The 18,102-nt window shown below is 37.5% G+C and carries 15 protein-coding genes; 5 read left to right on the forward strand and 10 right to left on the reverse strand.

Annotation, left to right across the window (positions count from 1 at the left end; genetic code table 11):
• Positions 1–226: 226 nt before the first annotated feature.
• The 5 genes from arsB to I6F66_RS06180 all read right to left on the reverse strand — a co-directional run bounded on the left by arsB (position 227) and on the right by I6F66_RS06180 (position 7,198).
• Complete coding sequence (gene arsB, locus I6F66_RS06160) at positions 227–1,243, reverse strand: ACR3 family arsenite efflux transporter (RefSeq protein WP_197208935.1); 1,017 nt, start codon at positions 1,241–1,243, stop codon at positions 227–229.
• Between the two features lie 9 nt (positions 1,244–1,252).
• Positions 1,253–1,969 (reverse strand): arsenical resistance protein ArsH, encoded by a 717-nt coding sequence (arsH, locus tag I6F66_RS06165; RefSeq protein ID WP_165728120.1) that lies wholly within the window; start codon positions 1,967–1,969, stop codon positions 1,253–1,255.
• 181 nt (positions 1,970–2,150) lie between these two features.
• On the reverse strand, positions 2,151–4,940 hold the full coding sequence (locus I6F66_RS22540) for a response regulator (protein WP_231611839.1): 2,790 nt from the start codon (positions 4,938–4,940) through the stop codon (positions 2,151–2,153).
• Between the two features lie 147 nt (positions 4,941–5,087).
• Positions 5,088–5,810 (reverse strand): single-stranded DNA-binding protein, encoded by a 723-nt coding sequence (ssb, locus tag I6F66_RS06175; protein ID WP_007586300.1) that lies wholly within the window; start codon positions 5,808–5,810, stop codon positions 5,088–5,090.
• A 20-nt stretch (positions 5,811–5,830) separates the two neighbouring features.
• The gene (locus I6F66_RS06180; RefSeq protein ID WP_010553785.1) at positions 5,831–7,198 is read right to left on the reverse strand and encodes an MFS transporter; all 1,368 of its coding nucleotides are present in this window, start codon (positions 7,196–7,198) and stop codon (positions 5,831–5,833) included.
• A gap of 162 nt (positions 7,199–7,360) precedes the next feature.
• Here I6F66_RS06180 and uvrA point away from each other — a divergent pair, with 162 nt between their 5' ends.
• The gene (gene uvrA / locus I6F66_RS06185; RefSeq protein ID WP_197175800.1) at positions 7,361–10,186 is read left to right on the forward strand and encodes an excinuclease ABC subunit UvrA; all 2,826 of its coding nucleotides are present in this window, start codon (positions 7,361–7,363) and stop codon (positions 10,184–10,186) included.
• A 186-nt stretch (positions 10,187–10,372) separates the two neighbouring features.
• Here the strand turns inward: uvrA and I6F66_RS06190 are convergent, their stop codons facing one another.
• Complete coding sequence (locus I6F66_RS06190) at positions 10,373–12,514, reverse strand: transcriptional regulator (protein ID WP_197175803.1); 2,142 nt, start codon at positions 12,512–12,514, stop codon at positions 10,373–10,375.
• A 288-nt stretch (positions 12,515–12,802) separates the two neighbouring features.
• Between I6F66_RS06190 and I6F66_RS06195 the strand changes: the two genes are divergently transcribed.
• Together I6F66_RS06195 and I6F66_RS06200 are read left to right on the forward strand one after the other, a co-directional pair.
• Positions 12,803–13,168, forward strand: a complete 366-nt coding sequence (locus tag I6F66_RS06195) for a hypothetical protein (protein ID WP_197208936.1) — start codon at positions 12,803–12,805, stop codon at positions 13,166–13,168.
• A 35-nt stretch (positions 13,169–13,203) separates the two neighbouring features.
• Positions 13,204–14,124 (forward strand): TraB/GumN family protein, encoded by a 921-nt coding sequence (locus tag I6F66_RS06200; protein WP_197208937.1) that lies wholly within the window; start codon positions 13,204–13,206, stop codon positions 14,122–14,124.
• A gap of 128 nt (positions 14,125–14,252) precedes the next feature.
• On the opposite strand, the gene trpS is transcribed toward I6F66_RS06200, so the two are convergent.
• Genes trpS through rpe form a run of 3 tightly spaced genes read right to left on the reverse strand, consistent with a single transcriptional unit; the run spans position 14,253 to position 16,638 of the window.
• Complete coding sequence (gene trpS, locus I6F66_RS06205; RefSeq protein WP_197175814.1) at positions 14,253–15,257, reverse strand: tryptophan--tRNA ligase; 1,005 nt, start codon at positions 15,255–15,257, stop codon at positions 14,253–14,255.
• Positions 15,258–15,289: 32 nt separating this feature from the next.
• Positions 15,290–15,955, reverse strand: coding sequence for a phosphoglycolate phosphatase (locus tag I6F66_RS06210; protein ID WP_197175815.1), 666 nt, complete (start codon positions 15,953–15,955; stop codon positions 15,290–15,292).
• Entirely contained in the window at positions 15,955–16,638 is a 684-nt protein-coding gene (gene rpe, locus I6F66_RS06215; protein WP_197175816.1) for a ribulose-phosphate 3-epimerase, read from the reverse strand. The genes I6F66_RS06210 and rpe overlap by 1 nt, the downstream gene beginning before the upstream one ends.
• Before the next feature lie 161 nt (positions 16,639–16,799).
• On the opposite strand from rpe, the gene I6F66_RS06220 reads away from it, so the two are divergent.
• Together I6F66_RS06220 and I6F66_RS06225 are read left to right on the forward strand one after the other, a co-directional pair.
• A complete protein-coding gene (locus I6F66_RS06220; RefSeq protein ID WP_197175817.1) occupies positions 16,800–17,096 on the forward strand; it encodes a hypothetical protein in 297 nt (98 codons plus the stop codon).
• Positions 17,097–17,099: 3 nt separating this feature from the next.
• A complete protein-coding gene (locus I6F66_RS06225) occupies positions 17,100–17,285 on the forward strand; it encodes a DUF2970 domain-containing protein (RefSeq protein WP_197175818.1) in 186 nt (61 codons plus the stop codon).
• Here I6F66_RS06225 and I6F66_RS06230 read toward each other — a convergent pair.
• Positions 17,242–18,099, reverse strand: a complete 858-nt coding sequence (locus I6F66_RS06230) for a Dam family site-specific DNA-(adenine-N6)-methyltransferase (protein WP_197181230.1) — start codon at positions 18,097–18,099, stop codon at positions 17,242–17,244. The genes I6F66_RS06225 and I6F66_RS06230 overlap by 44 nt on opposite strands.
• Positions 18,100–18,102: the final 3 nt, after the last annotated feature.

Raw genomic sequence — 18,102 nt, forward strand, 5'->3', positions numbered from 1 at the left:
ATTAACTAAAGTGTTGTTCAATATCTATAGAAGTACAAGGCTATAAACTAAGTTTAAACGTTTATTAATAGCACTAAACAAAAAAGCCCAAAATAAACGAGAACTTACAAAAACAAACAACTATGCCCTTTCTTTTATAAATAGATTAAATTTAACTCCTCAGGCTTAAGTTAATATTAGATGTTTCGCAATTGAAACCATCCAGCATAGCAATCATGCTCTAGCCCTAGTTAAACCAATGACGTGTTTTGTTAGCAAAATACACTAAGCTTAGCATTACAGGGACTTCAACTAACACACCTACTACGGTTGCAAGTGCAGCACCAGAGTGTAAACCAAACAATGAAATAGCCACTGCAACTGCTAACTCAAAAAAATTAGATGTTGCGATCATGCACGCTGGCGCAGCTATATTGTGCTCTAGCTTCATTTTTTTTGCGGCAAAATAAGCAATAGCAAAAATACCATAGGTTTGAATCAGTAGCGGAATAGCTATAAGTACAATCGCTTCGGGGTTGGCTAAGATAGTTTGTGACTGAAAACCAAATAATAAAGCGACTGTCGCTAATAAACCCACAATAGAATAGGGCTTCATAATGCTCAAAAACTGATTGAGTCGAGAATGACCCCCGGCTTTATCTAGCTTTTTACGCGTAACCGCCCCTAAAATTAACGGTATAAGTACATATAACACCACAGATAAAAATAACGTATCCCATGGTACTGTTATATCGGTTACACCCAGCAATAAACCTGCTATGGGTGCAAATGCAAATATCATAATAATATCGTTAATAGATACCTGCACTAGCGTATAGTTAGCGTCGCCTTTAGTCAGTTGGCTCCAAATAAAAACCATAGCCGTACATGGCGCAACACCCAGTAAAATCATGCCTGCAATATATTCAGTTGCAGTTTTTGGGTCGACCCAGTCTGCAAATATACCCTTAAAAAATAGCCAACCTAAAAACGCCATTGTAAATGGTTTAATAAGCCAATTAAGTACAACGGTTAGTAATAGTCCTTTTGGTTTTTTACCTACGTCTTTAATAGATGAAAAATCAATTTGAACCATCATTGGGTAAATCATTAGCCAAATAAGTACCGCTATTACTATATTTACATGCGCATATTCAAAGCCTGCTATGAGTATAAATAGCTCTGGTATTATTGAGCCTGTAAAAATACCAACAGCGATTGCTAAGGCTACCCAAACAGAAAGATACCGCTCAAATAATCCCATTTATCTCCCCTAAATAGAGCGTTGATTAACGCGTTGGCTAAGATCTTCTGCAGATTCCACTCGTTCAGAATAGCGATCTACAAAGTAATCTTTTTGATCTCGCAATAATAAAGTGAATTTAATCAGCTCTTCCATAACATCAACAATCCGATTGTAGAGCGCAGAGGGTTTCATCCGTCCATTTTCTTCAAACTCTAAGTGCGCTTGTGGCACTGACGACTGATTAGGTATTGTTACCATGCGCATCCAACGCCCTAATACTCGTAGTTGGTTCACCACATTGAATGATTGCGAACCGCCACTAACTTGCAACACAGCTAATGTTTTACCTTGCGTTGGCCTTACACCTCCTAGGTTAAGAGGGATCCAATCAATTTGATTTTTGAATATACTCGTCATTGAGCCATGACGTTCTGGTGAGCACCATACCTGCCCTTCTGACCAAAGCATTAAATCTCGCAACTCTTGTACTTTAGGGTGTGATTCATCTTCACTATCGGTTTGAGGTAAACCTTCAGGGTTAAAAATTTTAACCTCAGCACCAAAATGCGTTAATAAACGAGCGCTCTCCTCTATAACTAACTTGCTATAAGAACGCGCTCTTAATGAGCCATATAACAATAAAATTTTAGGTTTATGCTCAGAAAAACTAACGTTAAAATTTGATGTGAGTGGAACAACACTGTGTGCTTTATTTGTATTTAGTAACCCATTAACTTCTGACATTGATAACTCAACCTTTGGTAAAAATAAGCATATGGAAAATCGTATATATAAAATTTCACACATAAAGACCTATGAGTCAAACTCTATTTTATAAAATTTACTTTTAAGTTATTTAAAATTAGCTCAAGACAATGGGAGGTATTATGGTAGATATTTGATATAGTTAATTTTAATGGCTCAACTATTTACTCAAGCAGAGGATTATAGTTTCACATAATTTTTGCGCTTTAATTGGTTTTGCAACATGGGCATTCATGCCAATGGATAAGTATCGTGTAATATCATCTTTCATAACGTTAGCTGTTAAGGCGATTATTGGGATGTTTGCGATAGTTTCGTCATTATCACTACGAATAATTTGACTCGCCTCAACACCATCCATTATAGGCATATGAATATCCATCAAAATAATATCAAACGCTTCCGATTTTACTATTTGAATACATTCCAATCCATTGTCGACCAAATGAATTTGGGCACCAGCATTTTCAAGTATATTTGTAACGATTATTCTGTTGATCGAGTTATCTTCCACAACTAATATTTTGATACCCGCCAGTGACTTTTCACTGACGATATTGGCTACAGGTGCTTTATTTATAGAGCCCACCACTTTACGTTCAATCGCCTCATACAAAACACTCGTATATACAGGTTTATGCAAAATAGTTTGTATACTGACTTTCTTGCCTGCATCATTAATTAAACTTTCATCACTCATTGTAAGTACGATAATCTTGCTATAAAGCTGGGGGCTAATACTATGAATACGTATTAAAAAGGTTTCGCAACTCATCGCTGGCATTGCCCAGTCAACAATAATGGCTTTAAATTTTTCTTTATTCTGCTCAATAATATCAATAGCTTGTTTAGCAGATTGACAGGCCGTACATACCAGCCCCATAGCCGTTAGCTGATTTTCAATTACCTTAAGATCATCTTCATTATCATCTACAATTAATACCTCAAACGGATCAGTAAAAGTTAGGTCGGGAGTGTTATCAATCAACGCTTGGTTATTCAATTTCACCTTAATCGAAGCTATAAATTCACTACCTACACCTTGAGTACTTTTTACCGTTATATCCCCACCCATCGATTGGCATAAACGCTTACTTATAGTTAAACCTAAACCTGTGCCGCCAAACTTCCTGGTTGTAGAGCTGTCAGCTTGAGTAAAAGATTCAAATAAATCGGTAAGGCTTTGCTCAGCAATCCCAATACCGGAATCCTTAACAATGAAATACAAACAAACGCTCTTAGGATCAGCTAACGATCTTTTTGATTCTATTAATACAGATACAAAGCCGTGTGTAGTAAATTTAATTGCGTTAGAGCATAAATTTAGCAGTACTTGGTTTATTCGAACTACATCACCTATTAAATCAAGTTTAACCTCTTTACCAATGACAATATCAAATGTAATCCCTTTGCTTTGAGCTAGCTCATCAAAAGTTGCTTTTATGTAGTCAACAACCGAATTTACAGAAAAAGGAAATTCCTCAAGGTTAATATTTCCAGACTCAATTTTTGAAAAGTCTAAAATATCGTTAATTACAATGAGCAGCTGGTCAGAAGAATATTTTATTTTATCTAAATACTGTTTTTGTTCTGGTGGTAAATTGCTGTCTAATAAAATATTAGTAAGTCCAATAACACCATTCATTGGAGTTCTAATTTCATGGCTCATATTAGCTAAAAAGTCTGATTTTATTGACGCTGAATGTTCAGCTTCATTTTTTGCAATTAACAACTCTTCCGTTCGCTGCTCAACTCTATATTCTAATTTAAGTTTTTCGCTATCAAGTTCCTTTAATAATTGAACCCGCTTACTATTTAAAAGTAGTACAAAAGCTAAAAAACCACTCAATATTGTGATTACTGCAATTGCGCTATAAATAAGCATTTTATTTTGTTCGAAATATGAAGGTTGATTATTAATAATAATGGAATGTTCAGGAAGGTTTTGGGGGGCTATCTCAAACTTTTTTAATTGTTTAAAATCATAATAGTAAGTACTTAACTGATCGCTATCTACCGGTTCTAAATATTTATTATTATCAAAAAAAACTATTGATTCGGCAACTCGAGCGCCTATTTTTTCACCAGATAGCAAATATCCTCCAACAATCCCCGAACCTAACAGTGAATGCCAATAACTAAAAATAGGAACAGAGCTGTTACTTGTTAGTCGCTCCACAAATTGAAATGGGCTAAGTACCGTATCGTTATAACGTCTAAAAATCGGCGTAAATAGTATTATTGAATCAGCAGGCGCATTATTTACTTTATTTATTAACTCATCGGCAGGTAAATCAAACCATTTTTCTAGCGTTAAATGCGAAAAGTCTCTATTAATAATCGGCATAAGATGTTGGTAAAAATTAGACCCTATACCACTTTTTCTATCCAGGATAACAATTAACTTTTTAGGGTTTGTTAAGTTAACAGCGTTTATCACCCCTTGCTTATAATTTAGTTTGGGTCGAATAATAATTCCATTTTCATTTTTTGGTACTTTAAACTTACCACCCGGTGTTAGGTATATTATTGGAATCCCTGTAAATAAGGTGTCAAATTCAGATAATAATGAGGCAGCAGGAACGCCTCGACTAATAATTATATCTATTCTTTTATCGTAATATTTCTGTTGTAAATAAGCCTTCATCAATCGCTTTTGTCGCATTTCATTGAATCGACCAACGTCCATATTTTCAATAAAAAGATCAAAACCGGCATTGCGCTCTAATAATTCAGAACGTAATCCCCTCTCGACACTTTGCTGCCATGGAGAATCTTGGTTTAGAGAGTTTATAAGTAAAACTTGGGTTGTATTTTTTGAAGAGATTTTTTTTTGAATTATTTTTTTTGAAGCAATTGTATCTGAAATATTTGTTTGCGATATAAGCGCTTGTACATTAAGGCTCAGTAGCTGAAAAAAAAGAAATACAGTCGCTAAATAGGTTTTCATATTTCTCATAGATTCGTTCAAAAAAAGTCTGTAGAGGATAGATTGCAATCATTTATATATCAACTAATACAAGCCTCATAAAAACAAAAAGCCCCGTATGAACGGGGCTTTCCTATAATAAATCTTTACACTGTAAAAGTTAGAAAACTAAAAAGGGATATCGTCGTCAAAATCAATGGTTGGTTCCATTGGGTTTGATGCGCCACCTTGCGGAGCACTTTGTGGTTTAGGAGCGAAACCACCTTGCTGTTGTGGTGCACTTTTTTGCTGTGGTGCATAACCACCTTGCGGCTGATATTGATTACTTTGCTGCTGTGGTGCTGGAGCCGGTTTTGGTTGTGCTGCTGGTGCGGCTTGTTGCTGCGGATTATAGCCACTTTGCTGTGCAGCTTGGCCTTGGTTATTTTGACCGTAACCACCGCTTTGTTGACCACCTTGCGGCTGATTACCTTGGTAACCACCACCTTGTTGTCCACCTTGCGGCTGATTACCTTGGTAACCACCACTTTGCTGATCGCCACCACGTGCGCCTAACATTTGCATTTGACCAGTAAAGCCATCTACAACTATTTCTGTAGTGTATTTTTCTTGGCCTTGTTGATCGGTCCACTTACGTGTTTGAAGTTTACCTTCAACATAAATTTGTGAACCTTTACGACAATATTCACCAACAATTTCAGCTAATTTGCCAAAGAACACAACACGATGCCACTCAGTTTTATCAACCATTTGGCCAGTGTTTTTATCTTTATAGCTATCCGAAGTTGCTAAGGTAATATTTGCTACACCATTGCCGTTAGGCATATAACGAACTTCAGGATCTTGCCCTAAATTACCAACCAAAATTACTTTGTTCACACCGCGTGCCATGGAACCATCTCCTATAAATGTTAGATTAAACCAGCTACTTTACGTGCTTGGTCTAGGTCAAATTCTTTATCATTAATCTTTAAATAGCTGCGACTTTCATCGCGAACCACAGTTGCTTCTATTACGCCTGGTAAAGCAACTAACTGAGAAGCAAGTGTTTGAGCATGCTCTTCAGAATCTAATTTGGTCATTAAACTAATAACTTTACTTTTGGGTGGGACTTGCATTTTCCACGCAATAATAAGCCATATTAACCCAACAAGTGCTGCTGCCGCAAACACAGCTTGTGTCGTTGTTGTTTGTGCTACATAGCCACCTAACATACCGCCTAAAAAGGCGCCTAAAAACTGGCTAGATGAGTAGCCACCCATTGCTGAACCTTTTTGGCTTGCAGGTGCTATTCGCGATACAAGCGCAGGCATAGTGGCTTCTAAAAAGTTAAACGCCACAAAATAAAGCAGCATACACACAGCAATGCCTACTACACTATTAACCCATACCGACATTGCTAGCATACTAATAGTTAACAAGGCTACCGAGCCAATAAATGCTTGTTTTTCTTTCTCTTTTTTAATGGCCACAATCATTATTGGTACCATTAATAAAAATGCTAAAAATAGCACTGGAATATATAAATACCAGTGATGGTCGGCAACTAAGCCATCTTTAATTAATTGACTCGGCAGTACGACAAATATTGTGGTTAGCGTTAAGTGTAATAGCAATACACCTGCATTTAATCGTGCTAACTGAGGGTGCTTAATTAGTTTTTTAATGTCGCTAAAGCTTGCTAATGTATCGCCTTTGGGCGCTTTATTTACCGCATTTGGCACTAGCATAGTCACTATAAATATACCAAAAACAGCTAAAATAGCAGTCAACCAAAATACACCCGCAATACCCCACGAAGCTGCAACAATTGGCCCAAGTAGCATAGCAAAGGCAAAGCTCATTCCTATGCTCATACCAATAACGGCCATTACCTTTGGTCGTTGCTCATCGCGGCTTAAATCTGAAGCAAACGCGAGTAGTGCACTGGCTATTGCGCCCATACCTTGTAGAGCGCGGCCTACGGTAACCATTTGAATAGAGTCAGCTAATGCAGCAACTACAGAGCCAATAGCAAATACGACTAAGCCACCAACAATAACCTTTTTACGACCAATTTTATCGGATAATCGACCCATAGGTATTTGCAATACGGCTTGCGTTAAACCATACGCACCAATGGCAAAGCCAATCCAAATAGGCGAAAAACCTTCAAGCGATTGTCCATAAATAGCCAATACAGGCATCAGCATAAACAAGCCGAGCATTCTAAATGCAAACACACTCGCCAGCGATACTGCGGCGCGTTTTTCTCGTGAATTAAGTGAAGATGCGGTCATTATCTGCGTGATCTTACTCTATGAAAAATTGAGGTTGGGATTCTACCATAAGCTTGGCAATAATTAATCGCCTATAAGTAAGGATTTTTCATTGATCAAGGATTAATATTGCTTCGTATTATGCGATACTGAGTAAATAATTTTGGTAATAAACGAGATAGCATGGAAAACATTGAAGTCCGAGGCGCCCGTACGCATAATTTAAAAGACATCAGCCTAACCATCCCACGTGATAAATTAATAGTTATTACTGGTCTATCTGGTTCGGGGAAGTCATCACTTGCATTTGATACACTTTATGCAGAAGGACAACGCCGGTATGTTGAATCACTCTCTGCGTATGCAAGACAATTTTTATCGCTTATGGAAAAGCCTGATGTAGATCACATCGAAGGCCTCTCTCCTGCAATTTCTATTGAGCAAAAATCAACGTCTCATAACCCACGATCAACTGTGGGTACTATTACCGAAATTTACGATTATTTACGACTTATGTTTGCCCGCGTTGGCGAACCACGATGCCCTACACATGATTTACCACTTGCTGCGCAAACAGTTAGTCAAATGGTAGATACTGTTTTGGCTCTACCTGAAGGCAGTAAATTAATGCTGCTTGCGCCAATAGTAAAAGAGCGTAAAGGTGAGCATGTTAAGTTATTAGAGCAGCTATCAAGCCAAGGTTATATTCGCGCCCGTATAGACGGTGAAGTATGTGACTTGTCTGATCCACCAACACTTGAGCTCCATAAAAAACATACAATAGAAGTTGTTGTAGACAGATTTAAAGTAAAAGATGGCTTACAGCAACGCTTAGCGGAATCGTTCGAAACTGCACTTGAAATGTCTAATGGCGTTGCACATGTAGCATACATGGATGATAGCAGCGCTGAAGAAATTCTCTTCTCAGCAAACTTTGCCTGCCCTACTTGTGGCTATGCAATGACTGAGCTAGAACCGCGTTTGTTTTCGTTTAATAACCCTGCTGGTGCGTGCCAAACCTGTGATGGTTTAGGTATACGTCAATATTTTGATCCTAATCGCGTAGTGCATAACCCAGAGTTAAGCCTTGCTGGCGGTGCAATTAAAGGCTGGGATAAACGCAGCTTTTATTACTATCAAATGCTACAAGCCGTTGCTGAGCATTATAGTTTTGATTTAGATGTGCCTTATCAAGATTTAGACAGCGACTCGAAAAAAATTATTTTAGATGGCTCTGGTAGCACTAAAATTGCGTTTAATTATCGTAACGACCGTGGCGATTTAATTACGCGTAATCATGAGTTTGAAGGCGTTTTAAATAACATGAATCGCCGCTACCGCGAGACCGAGTCAAACTCAGTACGCGAAGAGCTTGCTAAATACCAAACAAGCCAAGCATGTCCTAGCTGTAATGGCTCGCGTTTACGCGAAGAATCTCGAAATGTATTTATTGGAAAAACCAACTTACCTGCAATCACGTGCATGAGTATTGGTGAAGCTATGGAGTTTTTTGAAGGGTTAACGCTAACCGGACAAAAAGGCCAAATAGCTGAAAAAATACTAAAAGAAATTCGCGACCGTTTATCGTTTTTAATTAACGTTGGCCTAAATTACTTATCACTTGAACGTAGTGCAGACACACTATCGGGTGGTGAGGCTCAGCGAATTCGCTTAGCGAGCCAAATTGGTGCTGGCCTTGTAGGTGTAATGTACGTACTAGATGAGCCATCAATTGGATTGCATCAACGCGATAACGACCGCTTACTACAAACACTGGTCCATTTACGCGACTTAGGTAACACCGTTATTGTAGTAGAGCACGATGAAGATGCTATTCGTGCCGCTGACCATATTATTGATATTGGCCCTGGTGCAGGTGTTCATGGTGGGCATATTATTGCTCAAGGTACGCGCGACGATATTTTAGCAAGCAAAGAGTCGGTTACAGGCCAGTTTTTATCAGGTGTGCGTAGAATAGAAATACCAAAAGAACGTCACCCAACTAACGACAAATGGCTAGAGCTATTTGGCGCAACGGGTAATAACCTTAAAAATGTGGATTTAAAAATTCCATTTGGCTTAATGACCTGTGTGACAGGTGTATCGGGCTCAGGTAAATCAACGTTAATAAACGACACATTATTTAAACTTGCTCATACAGAGCTAAATGGCGCAACAACTGCCGAAGCAGCACCGTATAAATCAATTAGCGGTTTAGATCATTTCGATAAAGTAATCGATATTGATCAAAGCCCGATTGGTCGTACTCCGCGTTCAAATCCGGCAACCTACACAGGAATATTTACCGGTATTCGTGAGTTATTTGCAGGCACCCAAGAAGCGCGCTCTCGTGGCTACAAAGTGGGTCGCTTTAGCTTTAACGTTAAAGGCGGACGCTGTGAGGCGTGCCAAGGTGACGGCTTAATTAAAGTTGAAATGCACTTTTTACCAGACGTTTATGTACCGTGTGATGTATGTAAGAGCAAACGCTATAACCGCGAAACGCTCGAAGTGCAATACAAAGGTAAAAACATACACCAAGTGCTCGAAATGACCGTTGAAGACGCTCATGATTACTTTGATAAAATACCAGCTATTGCCCGTAAGCTTAAAACATTGATGGATGTTGGTTTATCGTATGTGCGTTTAGGTCAAGCGGCTACTACTCTCTCTGGTGGTGAGGCGCAACGTGTAAAACTAGCGCGCGAGCTGTCAAAGCGCGATACAGGTAAAACACTTTACATATTAGATGAGCCAACAACAGGCTTACACTTTGCTGATATTGAACAGCTGCTTGTAGTGCTTCATCGTTTGCGCGATCACGGCAATACTATTGTTGTTATTGAGCATAACCTCGATGTGATTAAAACAGCAGACTGGGTTATCGATTTAGGTCCTGAAGGCGGTGCTGGCGGTGGTGAAATACTCATTGCAGGCACACCAGAAGAAGTTGCTGAATGTGAGCGTTCACATACTGGGCATTACCTAAAAGCTCTATTAAGTAAATAGAGGTCTAGCTATAGAAAATCAATCGGCATTAAAGTTATTTAACTGCCGAGATTACATTTAACTAAAAATAGCGAGAAGAATCACTTCTCGCTATTTTTTGTTCTAACTTTTCTTTTATCAACATAACAATCGAAAATGCTATTAGAGAAAAACAACGTAAACTTAATCTAAAAAGATAGACACGCCCTAGTCGTTCCAACTTATCTGTATTATTTGCATGTCTTTATATTTTGATTCTGTAAAGAAAATCTGATTGTTATCACTAATAAAAAATGCGATGGGTTTAAAATCTACATGTACATCTTGTACTGTTTTATCTTCTAAATTAAGCCGAGCAACTCTTGAAATAGCATCTGAGTAATAAAGGTAATTACCATTAATGGCAAAAAGTTGCGCTTGTCGCGCGTCTTTAGGCAATTCCCAATTCTGTTTATTTGATAATTTAATTAACTGATTATTAGTAATTGCATAATTAGTACCGTCAGCGCCTGAAATTAATTTGTTGGCTTTAATATCCTCTAATATAGTTGTGTCTCGCGTTAATAAATTAAACTGAGCAAATAGATTTTCTGAACCACTTCGCTCTAAATAAATTATACTTTCATTATTTTTAGACCATACATAGTTTAGTATTTTTCGCCCTTTAAACTCAGCTATGGTATAGAGCTTGCTCGACAGAACGTCAAAAAATGCAATATCACTATTAACTCTTAATAAAACACGATCTTGCTTACTCGATACTCTTAGCCCGCCAATAGCAAAGTTAGATTTCCCTTCATAAGTAAAGTTACTAAGTTGCTTTGTAAGCCCGTTTTGAGATAACCACAACTGACTGCTGCCAGAGCGCTCGGATACAAAAATATGCGCTGGCCCTTTCTCATTAATGACTTCTACAATGTTGTAGTCGTCTTCATCACTTTTGTAGAGTGCTTCATACTCAGGAACATCGCTAAAAAGATTAGTCGCTTTAATTAACGAAAATGCTTGTGTTTTATTTGCTGAGTAAAAAAGGCTATTAGCAGATTGAACTGCAATATAATAAGGTGAAATTGCTGGGGTAACCGTTAGTGTGCGTTTAATGATATTATTTTCATCAAACACAATGGTTGAAAGCTCAGAGTCTTCAAAAACAATCACGCCTTTATCGTCTGCAAGCCAGTCAAACGCGAAGCTAATTATGCTTTTCTTTGCTTTAAATAACCGCTTGGTTTCATGGGTCTCAAAATTGTAGCTAAATACAGAAAAAGGCTTACCCTTTTGACTAAGTACATATGCTATTTTACTACCAGAATGAGATAAACGAGGCATGATTACGCCATACATGACGCCTGGTGGTGGAATCACTATGAATTCTTTTTTAAGTTCTAAATCATATTTATATAAACCTGAACCCTCATGCTCATTTTTATATTCGGTGTAATAAATATGCCCACCACTTTCGTCTACTTGCGCATAACCTGTGTATCTAAGGTCGCACTTTTTAATTAAAGTAGCCTCTCCTATAACAGGAAACTGGCTTAAATCAACGAGTACCATTTCACACTTTTGCTGCTTTAAGTTGGTAGCTTGTAACAACACAGAGCGCTGATTTAACTGCCACGATAAAATGGATACTTGAAAGCCAGGATAGATAATTTCAACTTCCCTTTGATCAGATAGTCGCTTTACAAATGCATGCATTACGTCATTTTCAGGTTCAACATTTGTATAAGCTAAATATTGTTTATCTGAGGACATCTCAGGGTGAACCTCACTGCCTATATTCCACGTGCTTGCTACCTTATTAACCGTGATCTGTTTAATCTTTTCACTAGAAGGTGTATTAATAAAAAACAACCCAAACCATACTAAAAAGCAGAGGCAGATAATGACGAGTAAAGAATAAATCAAAAACTTTTTACTATTCTTTTTTTGAACTGGTTGCAAAATAGTTGCACTAGCTATTTCTTCATTTTTGGCAGAAATACCCGGTGAGTCAGGCAAAATATTTGCAGGCTCTTTCGAAACGTTTGCTTGCGTTAAACGCTCAGGTATTACTGTTAGGCTATATCCTTTACGGTAATGCGTTTTTAAAAGCGGTGCTTTTTCAATTGGGTGGGCAAGCTGCTTTCTTAACTCTGAGATTGCACGGTTAATCGCATTATCATCAACAAAGCTCTGTTGCCACACACTCTCAATAAGCTCTTGCCGGGAAACGATTTGTTGAGGCTTACCTATAAAGTGGAGTAATAACTTTACTAAAAGTGGATCTAATTCCCTTTCTAAATGGTTTGAAGTAATCACACAGCGATTACTAATAAATTGCCAAGGTCCGATTTGATAATTCATAGTCTTTACGTATTTTTATTTTTATTTTTATAAACCGTATCACATCTACACTTTATTTTATAGAAAAAGCATTTTAAACCTTATATTAGCATTATAAGGTTTAAAGCTAACACACTAAATTTTAACAATTTTTTATATTTAAAACCTTATCTATTAATTGCTCATAACTAGATAAGCGACTCTTAATAAATTCAGCGATATTCTTTAAACCGTCATCAACAAGCAGCTTAGTAAAAATCATTTGTCATTCTAAATTGGCTGCATTTAAAAAATATAAAAGGTTTAATTATGAACAACACAATGAAAAAAGTACTACCAGCTTTACTACTAGCAACGGCTTTTAATACTACTTCAGTTATTGCAGCTGACGCTAAACAAGATACCGTTCAAAATAATTTTGAGAAATGCATGATTGGTGAAAGCATAGAGGCAATTAACCCTGTTAATCAAGAGCTACAAAACACAATCAAAATAGACGCTTCTAAGCCTTTAAAAAGTAATGTTGATAAGCAAACATTACTTTCTTCAATAGATGAAAAAATATCAGCTAAGCTTGACTCTTCAATGAGCAAAATAAACTCGCAAATTGATAAAAATCTTTCAAAGGTAACATCGTCAATAACTGCATATTTCAGCAATGTGTTATCGAACTAAAAAAATCAAATTAAAAGCTATATTAAGGAATGATCATGAAAAAATTCACAAAAAAATTAGTGTCTGCTAGCGTATTACTTAGTTGTAGCCTTTTAGCAAATACAGCACAGGCTCAAAGCTCTGTATGGCAAGTAAGTAATGGCAATGACTCACTATTTATTGGCGGTACAGTTCACATACTACCTAAAGCTGAAATGCCACTACCCGCCGAGTTTAACCATGCTTATGAACAAGCAGATACAATTATTTTAGAAGCACCGTTACCTGACCCAGCCGACACCAATGCACAAATGCACATGTTAGGTGCGCTATCGTATACAAATAACGAAACGTTGAGTCAAAAGCTAGAACCCGAGATTAAGGCTTTACTTGAAAATAAGCTTAGCGAGTTTGGCGCTAACCTAGCTAAGTTAGATGGTTTTCGCCCTGCTATGGTTAGTATTGTCTTAATGTCGATGGAACTTCAAAAGCAAAACTTAATGGGTGAAGGGGTTGATGCTTACTTTACTAAAAAAGCGACTGAAGATAACAAAACAAAAAATTACTTAGAAACAATGGAATTTCAGTTAGAGCTTTATAAAACAATGGGTCAAGGCAACGAAAACGATTTCATTAAACGTAACTTAGCTGAGCTTCACAACTATGGCGATATGTTTAAAGGACTTTTAGCTGCCTGGCGCAAAGGTGATACAGGCACACTGAATAAAGTGGCACTTGAAGGTATGCAGAAAAATGATCCGAATAGCTATAAACAACTCATTACAGATAGAAATAATGATTGGTTACCAAAAGTAGAAGCCATGTTTAACAACGACAAAAATGAGTTTGTACTTGTTGGAGTTGGCCACCTTGCAGGACAAGATAGTTTACTTACCTTACTTGAAAACAAGGGCTATAAAGTTTCTCTAGTTGATGTTGAAGAGAGCGTTAAAATAACAACTAAAGACGCTGAATAATGGACAAGACAGACAAACAAGCAATGTCGTTATTATTTATATTTGGTTTTTTAATGTTAATTAGTATTATATAAAAAATGCCGCTTATTTGAAGTAAGCGGCATTTTTACATAAGTGGTAAAGCTACCTTATGGACGTGGAATAAATCCAACCGCATCATAAGCCGCTTTTAATGTAACCTCAGCTCGAGCACTCGCTTTTTCAGCGCCCTTTTTCATAATGTTGTTAAGAAGCGTTTGATCTTCTCTAATCTCTTTAAAGCGAGCCTGAATAGGTTCAATCATACTTACAACAGCATCAGCGGTATCTTTCTTCAAATGGCCATACATTTTATCTTCGTATTCTGGCACTAAGTCTTCAATTGAGCGCTTAGTTGCAACGCTTAATAAAGTAAGCAAGTTTGATACGCCTGGCTTTTCTTTGCGATCAAAGTAGATACGCGCTTGTTCGTCTGAGTCTGTTACTGCTTTTTTAAGTTTTTTCTCAATCTTTTTAGGCTCGTCTAGCATCATGATAAAACCATTTGGGTTTTCATCTGACTTTGACATCTTTTTAAGTGGATCTTGTAGGCTCATTACGCGAGCACCAAATTCAGGAATATACGGTTCTGGTAGCGTAAAAATATCACCATATACATTATTAAAGCGCGTAGCAATATCGCGAGTCAGCTCTAAATGCTGCTTTTGATCATCTCCTACAGGTACTTTATCTGCTTGATACAATAAAATATCCGCCGCTTGCAAAGCTGGATAAGCAAATAAACCCACGTTAATATTATTAGCGTGCGTTGCTGACTTATCTTTAAACTGCGTCATACGATTTAATTCACCCATTTGCGCATAACAGTTTAAAACCCAACCTAGTTGAGCATGTTCAGGCACTTGAGATTGTACAAATAGCGCTGCTTTTTCTGGATTGATACCACATGCTGTATATAGTGCAACTCCGTCCAATACGCGAGCGCGAAGTAATTCTGGGTCTTGGCGTACCGTAATCGCATGCAAATCTGCAAGCATAAAGTAGCTATCATATTCTTCCTGTAGCTTAACCCACTGGTTAATAGCGCCAACATAGTTGCCTATTGTCATACCACCGGTTGGCTGCATGCCACTTAATACTACTGGTTTACTCATGATTTTCCTTTATTTAGCTTAATTAATAATATTTAACGCTGCGTTAGAACAGGTATTATATCTAAGAAGTTATCGCATAGGTACTGCGGATTATAATCTGCAAGGTTTTCACCTTGGTTATAGCCGTAATTAAGTGCAATTACGTCTATGTTAGCGGCTTTAGCTGCAAGTATATCGCTTTTAGAATCACCTATCATTATTGCTTTATTAGGTTCAACATTTAGCGTTTTACAGGCGAATAGTAAAGGCTCTGGAGATGGTTTTTTTGCCATGTCGTCACCACATATAATCACATCAAAATGGCTCGCTAGTGCTAGTTTATCAAGCAACTTCTCTGTAAACACACGAGACTTATTAGTGATTAATGCTTTGGGCATACCGCGAAGTGCTGCAAGCCCAGTTTCTACATGTTGGTACAACACACTATATTCACCCACATGTTGCTCATAATGTTTATAAAACTGCGTAATAGCTTTGCTGCTGAGTGATTCATCTAAATGTTCACTCACTTGCATATCGCCACTCAAGGCACGTTTAACTAGCACTTCAACACCATTACCTACCCAGCTTTCAACCAAGCGTTGACTTACTATCGGGAATGCTAGGTCAGTTAATGTGAGGTTTATTGCTATATATAAATCGTAAACGCTATCAACCAAGGTACCATCTAAATCAAATAAGGCGATATCGTACTTCATTATTTTACACTTCCAAGCTGTTCACGCATTTGATCAATCACCACTTTATAATCTGGTTGGTTAAAAATAGCAGAACCTGCAACAAACATATCTGCACCCGCTTGAGCCGCTGCTGCAATGTTATCGACTTTAATACCCCCATCAACCTCTAAGCGAATATCTCGACCTGATTCAATAATACGCTGTTTTGTTTGGCGTAATTTTTCAAGCGTATGAGGGATAAAACTTTGCCCGCCAAAACCTGGGTTTACCGACATAAGTAAGATGGTATCGAGCTTATCAATAACATGATCTAAATAACTTAGACTTGTTGCAGGGTTAAACACTAAGCCTGCTTTACAGCCGTGATCTTTAATCAGCTGTATTGTACGATCAACGTGCTCGCTAGCTTCTGGATGAAAAGTAATAATTGATGCCCCTGCCTCTGCAAACAGTGGAATAAGGCTATCAACAGGCTTAACCATTAAATGTACGTCGATAGGTGCTGTAATGCCGTAATCTCTTAGTGCTTTACACACCATTGGGCCAATTGTAAGGTTAGGTACATAGTGATTATCCATTACATCAAAATGAACCACATCTGCACCCGCAGCGAGTACTTTATCAACATCTTCGCCTAGCTTTGCAAAGTCAGCAGACAAAATAGAAGGGGCAATTAAATATTTTTGCTCTGGGTTAAACATGATTAACTCCATCAATAAATAGTATAATGCGTTAATGTAACTTAATTGAAGATGTTACCCAAGTAATATGGCGTAATAGCCCCTATTTCAGGTAACTTTAAGTTTGATATTTAATCAATATTTGCTATGATTAAAAAAGTAACAAATTATTGGATTTTACCATGCGTGCATTTAAAACTGGGATATTAATTGCGTCGGCATTACTGCTTATCGGGGCGTTTAGCTTTGGTTCAAGCTCTGAGCAAGAATTAAGCTCGGTTAATAATTGCCATAATACACAAACTGTAAGTGCTAACAGCACATTATCTACGTGTATTAAAATTGAAGAAGAGTCATCGTGGTTTTCGTGGTTAACTGGCGATAGCCGTAGTGCTCAGTTTCATTACCTCGATTTGCTAGAACTACTTACTAGTTCTGATGATTCTAAAAACCCCCCTTCTTTAAAACCCTTATTTTAAATAATGCTGCAATTTTTTAGTGCGTTGCAAAGTGTACTAGCAGCATTTTTTGGTGTTCAGTCTGAAAATAAACGCCAAGCTGATTTTAAACAACACTCTCCTACGTCTATTATTTTAATTGCGATTACACTATTTATTGCTTTTGTTATCGCAATTTATGCAGTGGTTGCTTGGGTGCTAAATACATAGCCATTAACTCGTCTACTTTATTACGAGAGCCACCTTTGGGGCTAATAGTGCGCTTTACTTGTATTTGATCGAGTGATGCTTGGCTATAAATTTTTCTAGTCCATACAGTATCGTGATTAGATATAAGCACTGGCGTGTTTTTTTCAAACGCCGCCTTCTCAGCCAGATTAGCCAGATTAGCCTGATCATCTAAATTAAACCCGCCCTTAGCGTAAGAAGTAAACGAAGCCGTTTTACTTAATGGTACATAAGGTGGGTCGCAATAAATAACAGCATTGTTAGGTACTAACTTAAAAACGTCATCGTAGTCTAAACAGGTGAAGGTCGCTTTTTGTGCTTTTTCAGCAAAAAAATACATTTCTTTTTCAGGAAAGTAAGGCTTTTTATACTTACCAAAAGGCACGTTAAAAATGCCTTTTAAATTATACCTACAGAGTCCATTGTAACCATGACGGTTCATGTATAAAAACAATATTGAACGTTCATATACATCACGACTTTGATTAAACTGCACACGATATTCGTAATAAGCATCTGCATGATTGTTCAGATCAACAAATAGTTTTTTAGCATCACTAATCAGCTCATCTGGAGAGCTTTTAAGCTCTTTGTATAAGTTAATTAAGTCTGCATTTATATCGTTAAGAATATAGTGTTTAAAGTCACTATTTAAAAACACAGAACCTGCACCAACAAAAGGTTCAACCAACGTATCTGCATGCTTGCTAGCTTGGTTTAATCGCGCATTAATATTTTCAACTAGGCTGTATTTTCCGCCGGCCCATTTAAGGAAGGCTCTACTCTTTTGCTGCATTGG

The sequence above is a fragment of the Pseudoalteromonas sp. NZS100_1 genome (assembly GCF_015864285.1).
Taxonomy (GTDB): domain Bacteria; phylum Pseudomonadota; class Gammaproteobacteria; order Enterobacterales; family Alteromonadaceae; genus Pseudoalteromonas; species Pseudoalteromonas arctica.